The organism is Anabaena sp. WFMT (assembly GCF_051781005.1).
Lineage (GTDB): Bacteria > Cyanobacteriota > Cyanobacteriia > Cyanobacteriales > Nostocaceae > Anabaena.
In genome coordinates this window covers 57,975-77,136 of sequence record NZ_JBPWOA010000032.1, presented here as the reverse complement: position 1 = coordinate 77,136, position 19,162 = coordinate 57,975, and the positions used below count along the sequence as shown (strand labels likewise).

Below are 19,162 nucleotides of genomic sequence, written 5' to 3'. Positions count from 1 at the left end.
ATGCGGATTAGTAAAGCATAATTACAAGCATTCTGAACCGATAGCGTAGCGTCTCCTCAATTCTTACAAATTATTCTCATCCAAAATCTAAAATCCAAAATCATATGATCCAGAAAATTCTGATTGTTGACGATGAACCTAATATTGTAATTTTGTTGGAACAAGCCCTAGAAGAATTAGAAGACGAAGGGGTTGAACTTCTAACTGCCAGAAATGGCGAAGAGGCTCTCGAAACTATTAAAACCGAAAAACCAAACTTAGTTTTTCTCGATGTGATGATGCCTAAAATGAGTGGACTGGAAGTCTGCCAAATCGTTAAACACGAATTGCAAATGACTGACATCTACATCGTGATGTTGACAGCTAAGGGACAGGAATTTGATAAACAAAAAGGAATTGATGTTGGTGCTGATCTATATCTGACTAAACCATTTCGTCCCAAAGAAGTACTTGAAAAATCAAAGCAGGTGCTGGGATTTTGTTGATGAGAGGGTTGAAAGTCTTTTGGTGTCTCAGTTCTATCAATACCTAAGACTCTCGTAAGGTATACAGTTGATTTTATAAATACTTTGAATGCTGCTATATCATCAATTTTGACTAGCACCAAATTGGGTTTCTATTTTCTTTAAATGAATATCCTGATAGTTTACTACTTGACCGGAACTGTCCACCAAGCTAAACTGTAAGGCTGAATTTTTTCATTCACTTGTTGTTGAAACTGCACACGAATTTTATAATTACCTGTAGCAGGAACTGGACAAAAAATATGCTCAACATTATCAATTGCACTCATGGAAGAACAAGCCGCAATTTCTGATTTTAGGTCGTCTGCTTTGACTAGATAAAGGTCGAGGTTATTTAATCCCCTATCTATAAAACTTTCATCTACATCATATTGTTGATTATTATTTTTATCTGCTAATTCAACTAATCTATCCCAAGTTAAGGTAACAGCTACAAAACTATTTTGTTTTAAAGGTTTTGCTAAAGCATATTCTACAGATGATGCAGCATTAATTGTGTTATAATCCCAACCAATAGAGGGAACAGGTGCTGAGGGTTGCCATTGACCAGGAAGAAATTGTTGATAAGCACGAAATGCATTTAAATGTCCTGTTCCCATTTGAGCATCTAAAGGAATAGAAGGATTTTGATAAGCATCAGAAACTAGCCAATCTTGATTTTGTTTATCAATTAACGTCTTCGTCATTCCTAACCGTAAACCATCACCGCTATCTTGGATTTTATCGGCTGAATTTAATAATACAGCTTTCATCACCTGATGATGTCGAGAATCAATGCTCCAATTTGGTAGATTCGTGCGTATTTGTCGGTCAGCAAATTCTTGTAATAAAGCAACAGTAGCTGTAACGTGGGGTGCTGCAAAACTTGAACCTGTAGACTTGTTCAACTTACCATCTGGATTGAGTAAAGGAATATTACTACCAGGAGCAACTAAACCTATAGATCGCCTGCCACCAATATTAATCTCTTTCCCCACTAAGCGATCGCTCACACCTTGATTATTGCCTGCTAGATTAGAAACATCAACTTTATTAAAAATCCCCTCTCTTCGGGATGAAAAAGCAACGTTAACTCCGTTAAAATTGTCTGTAGGGATGGGAATCCCGCCTTTGCCTTGATTACCTGCGATCGCATACACGACATTATGAACTCTCGTAGACCAGTCAATACACAACGTTAGTAAAGCTTTTCCATCCAAAACAGCTTCTGCTCTGGGATCACGATTCAAAGGTTCACCAAAACTAAAGTTAATAGCGCGAACATCACCACTATTTTGCAGCGCTATATGTTGTGCTGATAAACACTCCTCTGGTTGACCCATATTCTTTGTAGAACCCACAGCAGAAGAATATAGCCTCGCATCTGGAGCAACTCCCCTCCAGGCTTTATCTTTACTCACCATCACCGCAGCAACATTATAAGCATGGGGATCAACACCACTATTTGATTTAGCTGGTGCATTGCGTAAAAACACAGCAACTGGAGATAAAGCACGATTTTTAGACACGGCTTTATCCAAGCCAAACATCCCTGGACGACCAATTTCTACCTGACCAATGGCAATCTTGCGACCAGTTAAATTGTAAGGAGGTTTGTGTAGTTTGAGCGCATCAATTCCACTACTTTCTAGAGAACTACCAAACTTGACAGCAGCCAATACCGGCAAACTCAAACAAGATACACCCAAACCGCAAATTATCCAAAATTTGTTCATTGTTCAATAGTTAATAGTCAGTTGTCCCCGATCCCCAATCCCCAATTTCCAAAAACTCCATATTTTGTTACAATGCCTACAGACGAATATGCTTAAAAACCCACCAGCCATGACCCAAAACCCATCTAAAAAGCCTATAGTTATCTCTCCATCTATCCTATCAGCCGATTTTAGTCGGTTAGGTGATGACATTCGCGCCGTAGACAAAGCAGGAGCAGATTGGATTCACGTTGATGTAATGGATGGACGTTTTGTACCTAATATTACAATAGGTCCTCTGGTTGTGGAGGCGATTCGTCCCATTACAACCAAACCTCTGGATGTCCACTTGATGATTGTGGAACCAGAAAAATATGTGGAAGGTTTTGCTAAAGCTGGTGCTGATATTATTTCTGTACACGCTGAACATAACGCTTCACCTCACTTACACCGCACTTTGGGACAAATCAAGGAACTCGGTAAAAAAGCTGGAGTTGTACTTAACCCCGGTACACCTTTAGAACTAATTGAATATGTGCTGGAACTGTGTGATTTAGTGCTGATTATGAGCGTTAACCCCGGTTTTGGTGGACAAAGCTTTATTCCTGGTGTAGTTCCTAAAATTCGTCAACTGCGTCAAATGTGTGATGAACGCGGTTTAGATCCTTGGATTGAAGTTGATGGGGGACTCAAAGCCAATAACACTTGGCAAGTTTTGGAAGCAGGAGCTAATGCTATTGTAGCTGGTTCTGCTGTGTTTAATGCTCCAGATTATGCTGAGGCTATTAGCAGTATCCGCAACAGCAAGCGTCCCACACCAGAATTAGCAGCAGTTTAATTTAATCCTGGTAATTAAGTAAAACCTAGATCCTCGATTTCTTTGAAAAGTCGGGGATTTATTTTATTAACTATTAAGAACTGGACTTTCAGAGTTTGAGGAAGAGTTAATATATAGATAGCTCTGTAATTATGTAACTTTTATGACTGTAGTTACTGCTAAACGCTTCACTATAGCTGAATATCACCGTCTAGCGGAACTCGGCTTCTTTAGAGAAGATGAGCGAGTTGAGTTAATCAAAGGTGAAATAATTCAAATGGCTGCAAAAGGTAAATCACATTCAACCTTCAATAGACGATTAATCAGAGAGTTAACACAATTACTAGGTAATCGCGCAACTTTACAAAATCAAGATCCTATATCTATACCTCCAAACAGTGAACCAGAACCGGATTTAGCAATTCTCCGTAATCGTGCTGATGACTATTTCATAGATCATCCCACACCATCTGATATTTTAGTTTTAATTGAAATTTCTAATTCTACTTTGAAATATGATCAAGAAATAAAATTACCTTTATATGCAGAAGCAGGTATTTCTGATTATTGGATTTTTAATTTAATAAATAATCGTTTAGAGTGTTACGACGATAATCAAGATTCCCAAGGTAATTTTGATTATCGTCGTAAGTTGATTTTATTACCTAATGAGTTTGTTAAATTGCCTTCTTTCCCTGATATAGTTTTGGATTTATCTAAGGTTTTTCCTGGGTAAGTAATGACGACAAAATATATACTAAACGTCGTTGGGACATGGATTTTTGAAGAATTTACGAAAACCCCAGATGTGTAGGGGTTTAGCAGTGCTAAACCCCCTACCTATAGAATCAAATGATTAAGCCTTTTTGAGTATAAATCGTATCTGCACAAGCAAAGTCCACTTATATGGAATAGCAAAATAAACTTCGTACATAGCGATTTAGCATTTGTTTTGGAGTAAACTGATAAGGGACTTCCAAATAAAAAAGCACTCAACCACCTAACGAGAAAAGTCTCTCAAACTCTTATTCCTCTGTGTCCTCTGCACCTCTGCGGTATGCGCTACGCGAACGTTAATCGGGATCATGTATTTCTTGGAAGTCCCTAAGCATCTGCTGTCTGCCAACAGATAGACCCTAGAACGGGCAGCTTTTGGGGGACAACAATAGAATTAATGGTTGGTGTTGCGGTTGTTATATCTTTTACTCAACCAATGCGATTAATTCTTGCCCTGTATGACTTTTAGGTTTTATACCAAGATAAAATTTGTTTTCTCAAAAGAGTCGGAATCAAATCACAAATAATTTATTTATAGTTGACAAATTACTCTTGATATGATATACTCAGTTCGGGTATACTCTTGACAACATCCAGTTTTAGTGCAAGACTTAAGCATGGATGTGAAAGCTTTTTATTTAACGTCCATAGATTAAATGTCAGCCTAGCTTTTGCGGAGCTTTGCTGACATCTTTATACAAGCAAAAATTTATTTCCTGATTGTCCAGATCAGGTAATCCAACCCCTTGCAGTAAATAGGAGTCGTTTTTATTATGGCACAAATTGGCAATCTTCAACCACTTCTAGAAATCACAGTCAACGTAGACTTGGGACTCATTAACCAAGCACTTCCCCAGAAATCTCTCACTGTTACAGAGATAGCCTACCATCTTAGTCAAAGGACTGGAGAAAAATGGACTCCTCGTCGTGTTAATGAAATACTGGAAGATACGAATTACCAGCACAAGCATTATTGGCAATGGGAACCCACCATTAAAGGTAAGCAGTTTGCAGACTTCAGTAGTCGAGTTCTCAAATGGAGTCCAGAAGTCATTAACTTAATTCAACAACAACTATCTCAACAGTTGAAGTTAGCTGTCTAAAGTATATTTTTGAAGCTTGATTTCGCTTCATATTCTCCCTTATGAGACTTACCATTTGTGTGAGTCTCTGATGGGGATATATTGACACACGCTTAATTATCACCCCTAGTCCGTAAGGTAGATTAAGCGCATTTATGCTAAGATGCCATTACCACACTCTGTAAGGAGTTTTCTGTATGGCTAACGTTACTTACGACGAAATTTTTGGAGCAGTATTAACCCTACCTCCCCTATACAGAGCGATGCTTGCTGAACATCTTCTCAAAAGTCTTGATGAAATTAATCCTGAAGTTGAGGCTGCTTGGGAAACAGAAATTGCAAATCGCATCCAGGCAATAGATGAAGGTCAAGTTACGTTAATACCAGCCGATGAAGTATTACAAAGACTAAGGAATCGCTGATATTTTTGGAATTCCATCCTCATGCAAAAATAGAACTTGAAGGATAAACTCTTATGCTGACAATTGATAACAATAAAACATTATATGAGCAAGATTTTTATTTGTGGATACAAACGACACTTCAACAATTGAAAGAAAGAAACTTAGAACAACTAGATATTGAGAATTTGATTGAAGAAATTGATAGTATGGGAAGGAGGGAAAAGAAAGAACTGAAAACTCGCCTAGTTCTCCTAATTGAACATTTATTAAAACTAAAATATTGGACAGAGGAAAAAGAGTATAATGCTAGAGGTTGGCGTAATACTGTCGTGGAGCAAAGACGACAAATAGCATATACTTTCGCAGATAGTCCTAGTTTAAAAGCTATTTTAAATGATGTATTTTTAGACTGTTATCAAGACGCTAGAAAAGATACAATTAATAAATATCAACTTTCCTCAAATCTATTCCCCGAAGAGTGTCCTTTCTCCTTAACAGAAGTTCTGAATGCAGATTTTATACCCTAAGTCTGAATTGATAATCAAGCACCAATAAGTTAAGATGATATTGATCTGATCCCTCTAGGTAATTGACTATGAAATGGGAATAAGTTTGTGACAATAAACAATTACAAAATTTACCCTTTAAGATTGAATTGAATAAATGGGGACAAATTGTAATGAGTCCTGTGAAAATTTAATATTCATTTTATCAAGTAAGAATCCAACGTTTAGTTAGAATCTTTATTGAAAACTGGTGAAGTAATGCCAGAATGTGCAATAAACACATCACATGGTGTTAAAGTAGCTGATGTGGTTTGGTGTTCAGAAGCAAGATTTGATCAAATACAAGATGAAATATCAGCTTCTATCGCACCAGAAATTTGTATAGAAGTTAAATCAACTGGTAACACCCTTGATGAAATGGAATTTAAGAAACAATTATATTTAGAAGCTCAAGCAATTGAAGTATGGTTATGTAATGAACAAGGTCAAATAAGATTCTATAATGAACAAGGTGAATTAGAAAAATCTTTGTTATTTCCTGACTTTCCTAACCAAATTAAACGATAATATCTATATTTTGATTTATGAGGTAAGGGACTTCCAAGAAATAAATTATCCAGATTAACGTTCGCGGAGCGTGGCGTTAGCCATACCGCAGAGGCGCAGAGGACACGGAGGAATAAGGATTTGAGAGATTTTTTACGTTAGGTGGTTGAGTGTTTTTTTATTTGGAAGTCCCTAAATGAAGTGTAGAGTGAGCATTACCCACCCTACAAAATTACAGATGATCATTTCCGACTTCCCAACCATTTAGCTGCTGCAATACCGATAATTCCGGCGACAATAGGATTACTAAGAAACTTCATAATTCCTGGCTGTTCCGCTAACACCTCACGAAAAACATCAGGGTGATTATGATAGGTAAAAGATGCAAGTTTGCTGACATCATCAGCGGTCATACGGTTAGGGTGATGAGTAGAAAGATTTAACTGTTGTTCTAAACGTTTATCCTCCAGTCCTCGTTCTTTTAACTGTTTGAAAAAAGCCTTGGCAACATCATCCCGTTCATTGGGTTTAATTTGAGAAATTGCCTTTTGCAATTCTGGCTCCATTTCGCTGGCAGGGATACGTTCAGGAGATAAAGACTGATTAAATAATTGCCGACGTTGGTCTGTTGTTGTCCTCTGGGCGAAATCATCAAAGCTTTGATATTCATTTGTAGTATCGGCTGGAATATTATCTAAAGATTCGACATTTCCTTGTGCTAAATCTTTCAGAACTTCACTTCTATATTGTTCACTATTTGCCATTTGATATATCTCCTTATTTTTACTAGATTTTAGTTATTAATTTTCCTAGCTATACTTAACTTGGTTAGACTGAGCATCATAATCAGCAGTTAGGATCAGTTTTTTATCAGGAGCATACATCAAGACTTTTACATCTTGGTTAGGAAAATTTTTGTGAAACCCTTGAGCTAAAGATTTTGCTAATGCTTTTACTTCATTCGGTTTAACTTGAGGAGAAATAACCACACCTAGTTTATTATTATCTCTGACATAAGCATCTTGAACTAATCCTTTAGAAGTCTGCACTACCCACTTGCCAAAAGCCTGTCCCCCTGGAGTATTACCACGCTCTAATTCTGCATAGGTAACATCTCTCCCAATTGCTGATGGTGTGGTTGTACGGTCAGCTTCTGTAACTGTTCCCCCACCGCAAGCAGCGGTCAAAGTTAACACTAGAATTAAGATTAAAGGCATCAAAATTTGCCGTATCTGCTGAAGCAGAATCATATTTATCTCCTCATAAAATAATTTTTATTCGTAGTTGCATTGTTATGCAACTACGAAATTTTGAATTTATCTAATCAAGCTTTTCCTTGATATTATCTTTTACATCTTCGGCAGCGTGACGGACTTGACTTTCTGCTTGTTTAGCTTTACCTTCAGCTTTATCTTTTGGATCACCAGTAATATTTGCTGCGGCTTCTTGCGCTTTACCTTCAATATTTTTAGCTGTGGCTTTAGCCCGTTCTTCTAAGCTCATTTAATTTGCCTTTTTTAATGATTACCTACTCAATTTATCTAATAAAGTAGGTAAAAACCTCCATCATAAGAGATACAATTTATATTAGATATCTATATAGAAAGAAATATATTTTTGAATAAAAAAATTACCAAACGCTTAAAAAAGTAAATGAGGTATAGGTTGCTTCTTGCTCGTCTGACTCAGTTATTTATTCTACTTCTGCGGCCAACGCCAATTATAGCGATTCCATTCAAAGATGCCTTGAATTTCATACTCAGTGCCATTCAAGAAGCGAATGAGGCAACTGGTAAAGGCATCATCACCATCACAAATTTCATCAACCTTAATGACTATACAGGGAAACCATTCCCGCTGAGAGGAGTCATCCTCTGGTATCCATTCCCACAGTGCATTAGAAACTTCTATGCGATCGCCTATTTTGAACTGTAGTGCTTCTTCAAAATAAGAATACTTGTCAAAATGGTATGATTCAACCCGATTCAACCACTGTAAGCCATAGCGTTGGCGGATAAATTGCACTTTTCCCGAATCTTGTGCCAACAACCAATCATTGAGCAATTGCACCTTCCAAGTGCGGTTTTGTTCTTCTTCTGCTTTTACGAACTGTAAAAATGCTTCCAACTCCTCTGGAGTCAGTTCATCTAAGGGATTGGCAATATCTGATACCGGGGAGCTTGGGTTTTTCTGAATTTGCTCGACTATTTGCAGTAATATTTGTTTCTGCATATCAGTGAGAGGACAGCTGGCTGCATCACAACGTTTAAAGGCTGTTCGCAAGGCTGCTTCAATCTCATCGGTCGTCATAGGATACTAGCAATTGAAGGTCTATCTTTATAATTATGACAATCTTAAATTTAAGTTTCCAATTCCTTAACTGTAAAATTCAGGTAAGCTGAGGTTAAAAGTTCAGTATAATCTTTTAATAAAGTGATGGTGTGTTTTATGCGGTTGCGATCGCTCACCCTTATCTTCGTTTCTGGCCTCATTGTTGTTCTTTCCTGGGTGTTTACTCCCCCTGCTGTAGCGCTGACACAAATTAGACTATTTGATATCTCCTATCAAGATTGTCCAGCAGAACTAGCAAAAGGTGCTGTTATTAGTAGCGGTTCAGCGGCCGCAAGTTGCTATATTGTCACAGGTAAGGCAGAAAATAGCACTTACAAAACAGTTTATGACGCAGATATTTTTGGACGCATCTATGATGCCAACAATGATTCAGTCATGCAAAATCGCACCCGTATTGGTTCAATTGCTGAAGTTCCGCCAGGTATTAGTGATTTTGAGTTCAGAATTTCTGTACCTGCAAATCAGCCGACTCCATTACAGCTGAAGCAGTTTAAAGCTACTGGTTTTAGCGGACAAGTTAGACGTTGATAAATCTGGGCTAGTTAGCCCAGACTTAACATTTTTTAGTTGAATGTGGAGCGGTTGTCAATCATCGGTTACATAAAACCTTGCAATCCACTACCTAAAACTTGCAGCAATATAATCGCTACCATTGGAGAAAAATCCATCCCACCTAATGGAGGAATAATTGAACGGAACAGATTCAAATAAGGATCAGTTATCTGGCTCAAAGCGGCAAATGGTTGGTTATACCAGTTGATTTGGGGGAACCAGGTCAATAAAATCCGGCTAATTAGCAAATAGCCATAGATGGTAATAAAGGTAGCTAATGTGTTAAACAGTAAATACATGGATGGGTTAGTTTCCTGCTAAGTGACAAAAACGGTCTTATGATTGATTTTAATTGAGTCAATGGCATTGAGTCTGCAAATAGCTCCCACATTGATGAGAATTCCTGATTGCGCTATGTTACAGAAGCTTTTCAAGAGTCCTGAGAGACGGAACCTTCAACTGGCCGCGATGAAGTACCGTTGACATTCCCCAACTGGTTTCGCACATCATCAATTGTGGCATTCAGTTGAGCAATTTTATCTTCTAGCGATCGCCTTGCGGTTTCCATTTCTAAACCCTCATTAGCTGCTGCTCTCATCTGCCGTCTTTTGGCTGCTATTTTATTTCCAGGGATGGAACTATCAGAGAGTCCTATTTCCTCATCTGCTGCCAATTGTGCATCCCGTCGAGATGCCAGCACCGTACCCAATACCCCACCAACTACTCCACCAACAAGAGTCCCCAATAAGAACCCGCTGGCAAAACCATCTTTTTGACTCATATTTTTACCGCCTTCAATCTGCAAGTTTCAAAGTATTTAAGCTATTTTCATGCTTTAGGTGCATCCTACTAGCCTAAGTCCCAAAAATGCGATCGCCTGCATCCCCCAATCCCGGTACAATATATCCCTTATCGTTCACCACCCCATCAATAGTCGCGCTGTAAACTGTTAAACCAGGATAATCAGCACTCAACTTTTGCAAAGCTGGTGGTGCTGCCACAACGCAAACAATCCTTGTCAACGCCGGTTCAACACCTCTTTTAGTCAATTCTGCCATTGCTGCCATTATAGACCCTCCCGTTGCCAACATCGGATCGGTAATTAACACCCGTGTTTCCGGGTCAAATTTTTCTGGTAATTTATTTAGATAACAAGAGGGTTCTAAAGTTTCCTCATTTCGCACCAAACCCAAATGGTAAATTTTTGCCAAAGGCAACAATGTCTGCGCTCCCTCTAGTAAGCCTAAACCAGCCCGGAGAATCGGCACAACTGCCACAGGTACTTGTGGATCAATGAAAGTTGCCGGACAGGGAGCCAATGGACTCTCCACAGTTGTTTCTAGAGTCGGCAACCAATCTCTGGCCGCTTCATAAGTTAACCATCGTCCCAACTCAGTGATAGCAGCACGAAATAAGACTGGAGGCGTAGCCACATCACGAGCTACTGCCAACCAGTGCTTGATTAGCGGATGAGGTGGGACATAAACAAGCAATTGTTGTGTCATAGCAAGAAATGGACAGCCTTTAATTATATGGGAACTGATACAACATCATACTCTTTCCAGTAAGTGGCTGATCCCAACTTTGGTTGGGTGATAGTCAGGTTCATTCAGATAATTGAGATATTTTTGCATTAATAGTTGACATATATTCTCAATCAAGGCTATATTATTATCTAGTGTTCTCCTCTCTTTAAAGGATCGGCAGACGGGATAGCCAGCAGCAGCAGGTTTGTCCCTCTTTTTTTTGATTATTTTGAGGAATGTAATTTTTATTTGCGTATTATCCAATAAAATGTCAGTAATTTGAAGAAGGAGTCAGGAGTCAGTAGCCAGGATTCAGACCTGCGACTGATTAAAGACCACCAAATCTACGATTTAGTGGGGGTCTTAAACCCGGTTATTTATCCGCCACTCGCACAGAATTCATTCTGACTCCTGACTCCTGAATTCTGTTCGGTAAAATACATTTAAATTAAGTCCATATATCCTGCCGTAGGCTTTATTAAATTGCTTACTTTTGCGTAGCAGTATTATAAATTACATTCATTCTGCCATAGGCTCTATTACGAATTACAAATTATGAATTACGAATTATTTGATGTCATTGTTATTGGTTCTGGTATTGGTGGTTTAGTAACAGCCACCCAGTTAGCGGCCAAAGGAGCTAAAGTCCTGGTACTGGAAAGTTATCTCATTCCTGGAGGCAGCGCGGGTTATTTTCAACACCAAGGATATACGTTTGATGTTGGTGCATCAATGATTTTTGGTTTAGGGAAAAAAGGGACAACCAACTTACTCACCCGCGCTTTAGAAGCCGTGAATGTCAGCCTAGAATCAATAGCAGATCCTGTACAGATTCATTATCACCTACCTAACAATTTAGATATTAAAATTGACCAAAATTATGAAAAATTTCTACAAAATCTGATAGCTTATTTTCCCCATGAAGAACAAGGTATTCGGCGCTTTTATGACGAGTGCCAAAAAGTTTTTAATTATCTGAATAGCTTTGAATTACTGTCATTAGAAGAACCAGGATATTTACTGCGAGTATTCTTACAACATCCCTTAGCCTGTCTGGGTTTAGCTAAGTATTTACCCTTGAATGTAGGAGATTTAGCAAAGCGTTATATTCAAGATCCGCTATTATTAAAATTTATTGATATAGAGTGTTATTGCTGGTCAGTAGTTCCAGCCGCAATGACACCAATGATTAATGCTGGCATGGTTTTTTCTGATCGACACTATGGAGGAGTTAACTATCCCAAAGGTGGAGTAGGAAAAATTGCCCAAAAATTAGTTGAGGGTTTAGAAAAAGCTGGAGGTAAAATTCAGTACCAAGCCAGGGCGACAAAAATTCTCACTGAACAAGGACAAGCTGTAGGTGTTCAATTAGCTAATGGTAAAGTTTATCATGGCAAACGCATCGTCTCTAATGCTACCCGTTGGGATACTTTTGAAAAATTACTACCGTCAGAGAGAATACCAGTTAATGAGAAGAATTGGCAACAAAGATATCAAAAATCGCCTAGTTTTTTAAGCTTGCATTTGGGGGTAAAAGCGTCAGTTTTACAGGCTGCTACAGAATGTCATCACATTTTGTTAGAAGATTGGCAAAAAATGGAGTTAGCTGAAGGAACAATTTTCGTTTCTATTCCCACACTACTTGACCCAGATTTAGCCCCCAAAGGATACCACATTATCCATGCTTTTACACCACACTGGATAGCTGATTGGCAAGGACTTACACCAAGTGAATATGAAAACAAGAAAGAACAAGCAGCAGGAAGAATTATTGAACGACTAGAAAAGATTTTTCCTGGTTTAGATGCTGGGTTAGATTATCTAGAGGTAGGGACACCGCTGACCCACCGTCGTTTTTTAGGTCGTATAGATGGCACTTATGGCCCTATACCCAGGCGTAAGTTATGGGGGTTGTTGGGAATGCCTTTTAATCGTACAGCTATTCCTGGGCTGTATTGTGTGGGGGATAGTACCTTTCCAGGTCAGGGTTTGAATGCGGTGGCGTTTTCTGGGTTTGCTTGCGCTCATCGCATTGCTGTCGATTTGGGACTTTGAGCAATGATTTCTGGATGTTACAACCCACCAGATTTATCCTTGAGGTCAATCCAAAATCGTTCGACTGAGCGCTCACGACGAAGTCTAAAATCTAAAATTGTTTGACTTTTTGGCGTGTGAGTCATGCAAATTTTCCATATTGTGTTTTAATAGCGAGCAATTGCTTTTCGTTTTCTTCTCGATAACTCCTCACTCATGCAACTCACACACAAAACCAATCTTTTCCAAGCAAGCTGGCTTTTATCCAGCTTTTTAAGTGTTTTCCTATTTGGTTCAACTGTCAAAGCAGCGACTATTGCTAGTTGGTATTTTGACAGTAACCGTAATCATCTCAAGTTCTCCACAGATGAACAGGTACAACCGCAAGTACAGCTTGCTAACCCTAATCGTTTAGTTATTGACTTACCAGGAGTTACTCTGGGATCTTCTCCAGTTAGTCAAAGGGTGGGGGTAATAATTAGAGAAGTGAAAATAGCACAAATTAACCCAGGGAATACTCGCATAGTAGTTACCTTAGCACCGGGTTACACCTTCGACCCCACACAGGTGAAACTGCAACAAGAATCAGTTAATCATTGGTCTGTGCAGTTACCCAAGCCAGTTAAAGAAAATTCCAGCAGGCTAAATAGTACTAAAATTCAGGTTTCCCCTACTGTTAAAAAATCAGCTAATCTGTCTGTACGTTTACCTAAACCTGTCACGAGGCTGAATACCCCACAAATTAAGGCTTCGCCAAATCTTTCTGAGAGTAAGCTGTTTGCTGGTGTGGTTCCCTTACATTCGCCCATGAAGGGTTTAGAACCGCAGATTAAAGCGTTAATGAATCGTTACAGTTTTCTGCAAACGGGGATGTTCTTTTTGGATTTGGATAATGGTGATTATTTAGATATAGGGGGCGATCGCGTTTTTCCAGCTGCCAGCACCATTAAACTGCCTATTCTTCTGGCCTTTTTTCAAGAATTAGACGCAGGTAGAGTCAGCCTAAATGACCAACTAACCATGCGGCGTGATTTAGTCACAAATGGTTCAGGAGTGATGCAATATGAGCGAGTTGGTAAAAAATACACCGCTTTAGAAACCATCACCAAAATGATTGTCATTAGTGACAACACCGCCACCAACATGATTATTGATCGCTTAGGTGGAGCAGCGAAACTCAATGGGCGTTTTCGTAGTTGGGGGCTAAAAAATACAGTCATTCGTCGTCTTTTAGGCGACTTCAAAGGAACTAATACCACCAGTTCCCAAGACATGGCGCGTGCATTAGCTTTGTTAGTAAATGACAAGTTAGTTTCTAGCCAAAGCAAAGAACAAGCTTTAGATATTTTACGCCATACCAAAACTCGTACATTGCTTCCTGCTGGTTTGGGTAAAGGTGCTATTATCGCTCACAAAACTGGCGACATTGGCTTTCTGATTGGTAATGCTGGATTCGTGACAATGCCTAATGGTAAGCATTATCTAGCAGCAATTTTTGTCAAACGTCCTTATAAAGATGTGAGAGGTAGAGAATTTATTCGTGAAGTTTCTCGATTAGTTTATGACTACCTAAATCAACAAGTCCCTGTTGCTTCAGTTGATTCTAATGACAGTTTTACTCGATAGAATTTACCAATTCGTAGTTATTGCTAATCGACACTTCCCAACTATGCTAATACTAAGTATTCTCTGACTGTTTACATTTGTTGGAGGAAAAAAATAGTAGCCCCCTCTCCGTTCACGGAGAGGGGGTTGGGGGTGAGGTTCCAGGATGTCAAACTAATTTAACTTTATTAGCTGCCTTTGTTGCCTTTTCCCTCGCTTCTTTCTCATCAGCACCTTTCGCCAAAGCTACCCCCATGCGTCGATAGGGATGAGCCGTAGGTTTACCAAATAGCTTAATATCTACATCTTTTTCTGCTAACGCATCAGCCACACCAGTAAAAGCAATAGAATCAGATTTTTCAGAAGCTAAAATGACTGCACTAGCAGAAAAACCTAACTGTTCTATGTGGGGAATAGGTAAGCCTAAAATTGCCCGCAAATGTAATTCAAATTCATTCAAATTTTGGGAAATTAATGTTACCATCCCTGTATCATGAGGTCTGGGAGAAAGTTCAGAAAAAATTACTTCATCTTTAGTAATAAAAAATTCAACTCCAAAAATTCCCGCACCACCCAAAGCATCAGTAACTTTTTTCGCTATTTCTTGAGATGCTAATATTTTATCTTCAGAAATAGCTGCTGGTTGCCAAGATTCTTGATAATCTCCTCTTTCTTGGCGATGTCCAATAGGAGAACAGAAAATTGTCGGTGCGTTCCACTGTTTAATTGTGAGTAAAGTAATTTCGATCTCAAAATTAATAAACTCCTCTACAATTACTTTTTGACTATCACCACGAGAATTAGAAATAGCATAATTCCAAGCTTTCTCAACTTCTGTTCTATCTTGTACTACAGATTGACCTTTTCCAGAAGATGACATCACAGGTTTAACAACATTGGGAAAGCCAATTTGATCAGAAATGGCAATTAATTCTTCTAAAGTTACTGAATAACCATATTTAGCTGTTCTAATTCCTAATTCTTGATGCGCTAATTCTCTAATTCTATCACGATTCATCGTGTAATTAGTCGCCGCCGCAGTAGGAATGACAGTAATTCCCCGGTTCTCAAATTCCTGTAATTTTTCAGTTCTAATCGCTTCAATTTCGGGAATAATAAAATCAGGCTGATGTTTGTTAACAACAGTTTCTAAATCCTCGGCACTAAGCATAGAAATAACTTCTGCACAATCAGCAACCTGCATAGCAGGAGCATTTGCATAGCGGTCAACTGAAATGACATAATTACCTAAACGTTGTGCAGCAATTACAAATTCTTTCCCTAGTTCTCCTGAACCTAGCAGCATTAACTTTTGGGGTAGTTTTAGCGAATTTTTCATGAATTTATTGGAATCATATCAATCAATAATTTTTATTATCATTATCTGATAGTATATTAACTTTTTTATTACAAATTTTAACCGCCGATAAATACTTATACCGACGGTTATAAATTGGTAATTGTTTACTTTTAATCTGGTCTTATCCCAAATTGGTATGAAGTTGCATAGAATAAGATATCAAGAATAATTGACCGCAGATAAACGCAGATAAACGCAGATAAACACAGATAAAGGCGGATAATTCAATTGATGTCATCATTCTGTACAGCCTCATATATAATTGGTATTATGATCTTCCTGCTAATAATGCTTTAGTTGCAGATTCACCTAAAACTTTGACTTGTCTTGTTAATTGGAAGTTTAACAAAGCTAAAACAGTAAATTCAGCCAGTAATGCCATGAAAATTGTTGTAGCTTCAGAGTATTCTATGGCTGCCCAAGGAAAGGTAGAAAATAGCCAAATAGTGGGATTTTTGGAAGCGTAGATACCAAGAGATTGGAAAATAATGGGTGGTAAAAACATTACTACAGCCACAGTACCAATTGAAAAGATATGGCGTTTAGGGTTTTTCATCAGTAACATTAACTGAGCAATGGTAGCACAAATCATCATTAAACTGATAGATAAAGCGATAGCTAAAAGTGCTTTAAGCTTCCCAAAATCGCTAGTGGATAAATCTTCTGGTAATAGTGAAATCCAAACTATCAAAGGTATAGTAGCAATTACTAAGTTAATGGCTATTGCCATGAGGGCAGGGCTTTTTTCACCTGAAAATAAATCTTGCCATAAAGATTTATTTCTCTGATTTTGGTGTCGATACCTTGCCCAATCTTGGACAGTTTGGCGATGAGGTGAGAGAATAGCAATTAAGCAGAGAACTAAAGCTAGGTTGAGAAATGCTACTACAGCAATCATATCAACATCTTGTTTGCTTCTTTCAATGTTTTGCATTGCTAATCCGACAAACATGAACTGAGAAAAAGCTATAAATAAATAACTTTGTCCCTTGCTCAAAATAGTGGCATTGGGATTACGAAAGCAGCGTTTCATTGCTTGCCAAATACCGTAAGTGCAAATCCCATAATTGATTAAATGAATGCTAACTAAGCTAACTAAATTTTTTCCAATTGGTACATAGAAAATTTGCAAATTTTCCATTGCAGAACCATTATATACACGAAACAAGTTAGGAAACAGATAAGCTGTGATCTCCCAAGGGCTGAATAACCGAAACCAAGCTAAAGGATTATTGATATTAGTGTAAGACGATACTACTGTCATTGTCAGAAACAAAAACAAGAGGACAGCACCACTACCTAACCAAGGTTGAAAGCTGCTAAACCAGCGACTAACTAAACCAAATAGAAGTGCAGCACTGTAAAAAAAAATGCTACTAGCAACAAGAATTATGTAGTAACTGACAATATAACTAGAGGCGATTTTAGCAGAATGTCCAGCCCAGAAATGTAGAGGAATTGCTGTCAGGACAAAGAGATAAATTAAACTGGGTACTCCGAGGATTTTTCCAGTCAAAATAGTGGTTTCTGACTGTGGACTGAGGCGAATAAAATTCAGTGTACCACGTTGTTCTTCTTTAGCTAAGTCGCTGATGAGTGAATAAGTTCCAGCTACTAATAGTGTAAAAACAAAAATTACACTAAATGTTAAAAAGAAGTATTCCCAATGATCTCTCCACCACAATTGCCAGTTAATTTGATCAGGAGGACAAATATTCTGGGACAAATACTTCTCCAACTTAGTTATTTCTGTTCCAATTTGCTTAACTTCCGCTTCTAAATTGGGGATTATGGTATTGTCTGATAATTTAATTTGTCGATAATTAGCTATTTTTTGGTAAAGTAGCTCTTGCTGATGGAAAAGTTGTTGTTCTTGGTTTTGATATCCTTGTTTCAAAGTACAATAATTTGCCCTGAGAGAGTATTTATCATCGGGAAATTCTCGTAATTGAAATAGAAAAACAATGATTTGCAGTAGTAAGGATGATGCAACAGCAATTAGGACGTTAAAAGGTTTAAATCGTCCTTTCAGTTCTCGGAATAGTTGGGGATTCCATTCACCTACTCTGTCTATAAAATTGACTATCATAGAAAAAATCTCCAAAATTTAAAACTGAGAATTATTAACTAATTAGGATGCTTGTTTATGACCTAATTTTAGGAAAATAGTTTCTAGGTCTTCTTGGGTGCAGTGAAAGTCAGTTAAGGGTATACCTGTACTGATAAGCGATCGCAATAATTCAGCGCAATCTTCCTGTGTTCCCGAAAAATTAACTCGCACACTATTTTTACTAGGTATTACTTCCCACTCTTCCACCAAGGGATAATTTTTGAGTTCACTTACCAATGCATCTATGTTGCCCAAAGTTGATACTAAAATCTGCTGTCGGGCTAAACGTTGATAAAGTTGTTGTAGTGAGGCACTTTCTACCAGAAATCCTAGTTCCATGATGCCTACGGAGGTACACAACTCGGCTAAGTCGCTAAGAACATGGGAAGAAATTAATATCGTCATTCCCGCTTCTCGCAAAGCTTTGATAATTTCCCGAAACTGCATTCTCGCAATAGGATCAAGACCAGAAACCGGCTCGTCTAGAAGCAGTAGAATCGGTTCGTGAATAATGGTGCGGGCTAAACTTAAACGCTGTTTCATCCCCCGTGAGAGGGTAGAAATTATGCTGTTACGCTTATTACCAAGTTGGATGAGTTCTAAAACTTCGTGTAGACGTTGTGTGCGTCGTGGTTCCCGCAAGCGATATAAACGAGCAAAATAATCTAGATAATCCCAGACTGTTAAATCTTCATAGAGTGGGTAGTCATCGGGTAAGTAACCCAGGTGACGCTTGAGGTTGGAGTTGCTTTGATCACGAAGTAAGCGATCGCCATTAATATAAATCTCTCCTGTAGTTGGTTCTTCTGCTGCGGCTAACATTCTAATTAAAGTTGTTTTACCCGCACCATTAGGGCCAATTAATCCGTAAACTTCGCCCATCTGAATTTCTAAGTCAACATCGTTCACTGCAACGTGTCGTTCAAATTGCTTAGTTAATCCACGGGTGCTAATTGCTATTTCTTTAACCATCACGGCTGAGATGCGGCTTGTGTTTAACAGTTAAGCTAACCTGTGTCTACAGCTGCATCTACTTTGGTTTCGGAAATGGAAACAGGCTTTATTATTTATGTAAAATGATAAAAAAATCAAGGTCGAATACAGAAAAACTCCTACACCCTTAAACCCAGTCCATGACTTACGTTACTCTGCGCTATCACAGATAAATACTGTGCATAAATCCGGATTAATGGAAAAATACCACCCCTTCATGTTATTGAAGAGATGGATTCTCACAGGATTAATTTATACGTTCTCTGCTAGAGTCCTGTCA

General features: G+C 38.4%; 21 protein-coding genes. 10 read left to right on the top strand and 11 right to left on the bottom strand.

Translation table 11 applies throughout. The features are described from left to right. Positions 1–104: 104 nt before the first annotated feature. Positions 105–485, top strand: a complete 381-nt coding sequence (locus ACSQ6I_RS20510; protein WP_438892139.1) for a response regulator transcription factor — start codon at positions 105–107, stop codon at positions 483–485. Positions 486–649: 164 nt separating this feature from the next. On the opposite strand, the gene ACSQ6I_RS20505 is transcribed toward ACSQ6I_RS20510, so the two are convergent. Then, positions 650–2,239 carry a S8 family serine peptidase gene (locus ACSQ6I_RS20505; protein ID WP_438892138.1) on the bottom strand — a complete coding sequence of 530 codons (1,590 nt, stop codon included), beginning with the start codon at positions 2,237–2,239 and terminating at the stop codon, positions 650–652. 109 nt (positions 2,240–2,348) lie between these two features. Here ACSQ6I_RS20505 and rpe point away from each other — a divergent pair, with 109 nt between their 5' ends. The 6 genes from rpe (at position 2,349) to ACSQ6I_RS20475 (ending at position 6,371) form a co-directional block, all read left to right on the top strand. Then, the gene (gene rpe, locus ACSQ6I_RS20500) at positions 2,349–3,056 is read left to right on the top strand and encodes a ribulose-phosphate 3-epimerase (protein WP_042465865.1); all 708 of its coding nucleotides are present in this window, start codon (positions 2,349–2,351) and stop codon (positions 3,054–3,056) included. 142 nt (positions 3,057–3,198) lie between these two features. Continuing rightward, the gene (locus ACSQ6I_RS20495) at positions 3,199–3,771 is read left to right on the top strand and encodes a Uma2 family endonuclease (RefSeq protein WP_438892137.1); all 573 of its coding nucleotides are present in this window, start codon (positions 3,199–3,201) and stop codon (positions 3,769–3,771) included. Positions 3,772–4,585: 814 nt separating this feature from the next. Further along, entirely contained in the window at positions 4,586–4,915 is a 330-nt protein-coding gene (locus ACSQ6I_RS20490; RefSeq protein ID WP_438892136.1) for a hypothetical protein, read from the top strand. A gap of 176 nt (positions 4,916–5,091) precedes the next feature. Beyond that, positions 5,092–5,316 (top strand): addiction module protein, encoded by a 225-nt coding sequence (locus ACSQ6I_RS20485; protein WP_438892135.1) that lies wholly within the window; start codon positions 5,092–5,094, stop codon positions 5,314–5,316. 53 nt (positions 5,317–5,369) lie between these two features. Continuing rightward, positions 5,370–5,825 (top strand): DUF29 domain-containing protein, encoded by a 456-nt coding sequence (locus ACSQ6I_RS20480; protein ID WP_438892134.1) that lies wholly within the window; start codon positions 5,370–5,372, stop codon positions 5,823–5,825. A gap of 219 nt (positions 5,826–6,044) precedes the next feature. Beyond that, entirely contained in the window at positions 6,045–6,371 is a 327-nt protein-coding gene (locus tag ACSQ6I_RS20475) for a Uma2 family endonuclease (RefSeq protein WP_438892133.1), read from the top strand. A 221-nt stretch (positions 6,372–6,592) separates the two neighbouring features. Here the strand turns inward: ACSQ6I_RS20475 and ACSQ6I_RS20470 are convergent, their stop codons facing one another. The 4 genes from ACSQ6I_RS20470 to ACSQ6I_RS20455 all read right to left on the bottom strand — a co-directional run bounded on the left by ACSQ6I_RS20470 (position 6,593) and on the right by ACSQ6I_RS20455 (position 8,660). Further along, positions 6,593–7,114, bottom strand: coding sequence for a hypothetical protein (locus ACSQ6I_RS20470; protein ID WP_438892132.1), 522 nt, complete (start codon positions 7,112–7,114; stop codon positions 6,593–6,595). 45 nt (positions 7,115–7,159) lie between these two features. Next, positions 7,160–7,600: a hypothetical protein gene (locus tag ACSQ6I_RS20465; RefSeq protein ID WP_438892131.1), complete on the bottom strand. Its 441-nt coding sequence runs from the start codon at positions 7,598–7,600 to the stop codon at positions 7,160–7,162. A gap of 70 nt (positions 7,601–7,670) precedes the next feature. After that, on the bottom strand, positions 7,671–7,853 hold the full coding sequence (locus ACSQ6I_RS20460; RefSeq protein ID WP_438892130.1) for a CsbD family protein: 183 nt from the start codon (positions 7,851–7,853) through the stop codon (positions 7,671–7,673). A 195-nt stretch (positions 7,854–8,048) separates the two neighbouring features. Then, positions 8,049–8,660, bottom strand: coding sequence for a hypothetical protein (locus ACSQ6I_RS20455; RefSeq protein ID WP_438892129.1), 612 nt, complete (start codon positions 8,658–8,660; stop codon positions 8,049–8,051). Positions 8,661–8,798: 138 nt separating this feature from the next. Here ACSQ6I_RS20455 and ACSQ6I_RS20450 point away from each other — a divergent pair, with 138 nt between their 5' ends. Further along, on the top strand, positions 8,799–9,230 hold the full coding sequence (locus ACSQ6I_RS20450) for a biotin carboxylase (RefSeq protein WP_438892325.1): 432 nt from the start codon (positions 8,799–8,801) through the stop codon (positions 9,228–9,230). Positions 9,231–9,298: 68 nt separating this feature from the next. On the opposite strand, the gene ACSQ6I_RS20445 is transcribed toward ACSQ6I_RS20450, so the two are convergent. From ACSQ6I_RS20445 to upp, 3 genes are all read right to left on the bottom strand, one after another. Next, entirely contained in the window at positions 9,299–9,553 is a 255-nt protein-coding gene (locus ACSQ6I_RS20445; RefSeq protein ID WP_438892128.1) for a YggT family protein, read from the bottom strand. Positions 9,554–9,684: 131 nt separating this feature from the next. Further along, positions 9,685–10,035, bottom strand: coding sequence for a hypothetical protein (locus ACSQ6I_RS20440; RefSeq protein ID WP_438892127.1), 351 nt, complete (start codon positions 10,033–10,035; stop codon positions 9,685–9,687). Between the two features lie 73 nt (positions 10,036–10,108). Next, a complete protein-coding gene (gene upp, locus ACSQ6I_RS20435; protein ID WP_438892126.1) occupies positions 10,109–10,759 on the bottom strand; it encodes a uracil phosphoribosyltransferase in 651 nt (216 codons plus the stop codon). Positions 10,760–11,335: 576 nt separating this feature from the next. Here upp and crtH point away from each other — a divergent pair. Together crtH and ACSQ6I_RS20425 are read left to right on the top strand one after the other, a co-directional pair. Next, the gene (gene crtH, locus ACSQ6I_RS20430) at positions 11,336–12,835 is read left to right on the top strand and encodes a carotenoid isomerase (RefSeq protein ID WP_438892125.1); all 1,500 of its coding nucleotides are present in this window, start codon (positions 11,336–11,338) and stop codon (positions 12,833–12,835) included. Positions 12,836–13,030: 195 nt separating this feature from the next. Then, positions 13,031–14,440, top strand: a complete 1,410-nt coding sequence (locus ACSQ6I_RS20425; protein WP_438892124.1) for a serine hydrolase — start codon at positions 13,031–13,033, stop codon at positions 14,438–14,440. Positions 14,441–14,588: 148 nt separating this feature from the next. Here the strand turns inward: ACSQ6I_RS20425 and purT are convergent, their stop codons facing one another. The 3 genes from purT to ACSQ6I_RS20410 all read right to left on the bottom strand — a co-directional run bounded on the left by purT (position 14,589) and on the right by ACSQ6I_RS20410 (position 18,861). Further along, the gene (gene purT / locus ACSQ6I_RS20420) at positions 14,589–15,758 is read right to left on the bottom strand and encodes a formate-dependent phosphoribosylglycinamide formyltransferase (RefSeq protein ID WP_438892123.1); all 1,170 of its coding nucleotides are present in this window, start codon (positions 15,756–15,758) and stop codon (positions 14,589–14,591) included. Between the two features lie 289 nt (positions 15,759–16,047). Then, positions 16,048–17,868 (bottom strand): ABC transporter permease, encoded by a 1,821-nt coding sequence (locus ACSQ6I_RS20415; protein WP_438892122.1) that lies wholly within the window; start codon positions 17,866–17,868, stop codon positions 16,048–16,050. 42 nt (positions 17,869–17,910) lie between these two features. After that, complete coding sequence (locus tag ACSQ6I_RS20410; protein WP_438892121.1) at positions 17,911–18,861, bottom strand: ABC transporter ATP-binding protein; 951 nt, start codon at positions 18,859–18,861, stop codon at positions 17,911–17,913. Between the last annotated feature and the right edge of the window lie 301 nt (positions 18,862–19,162).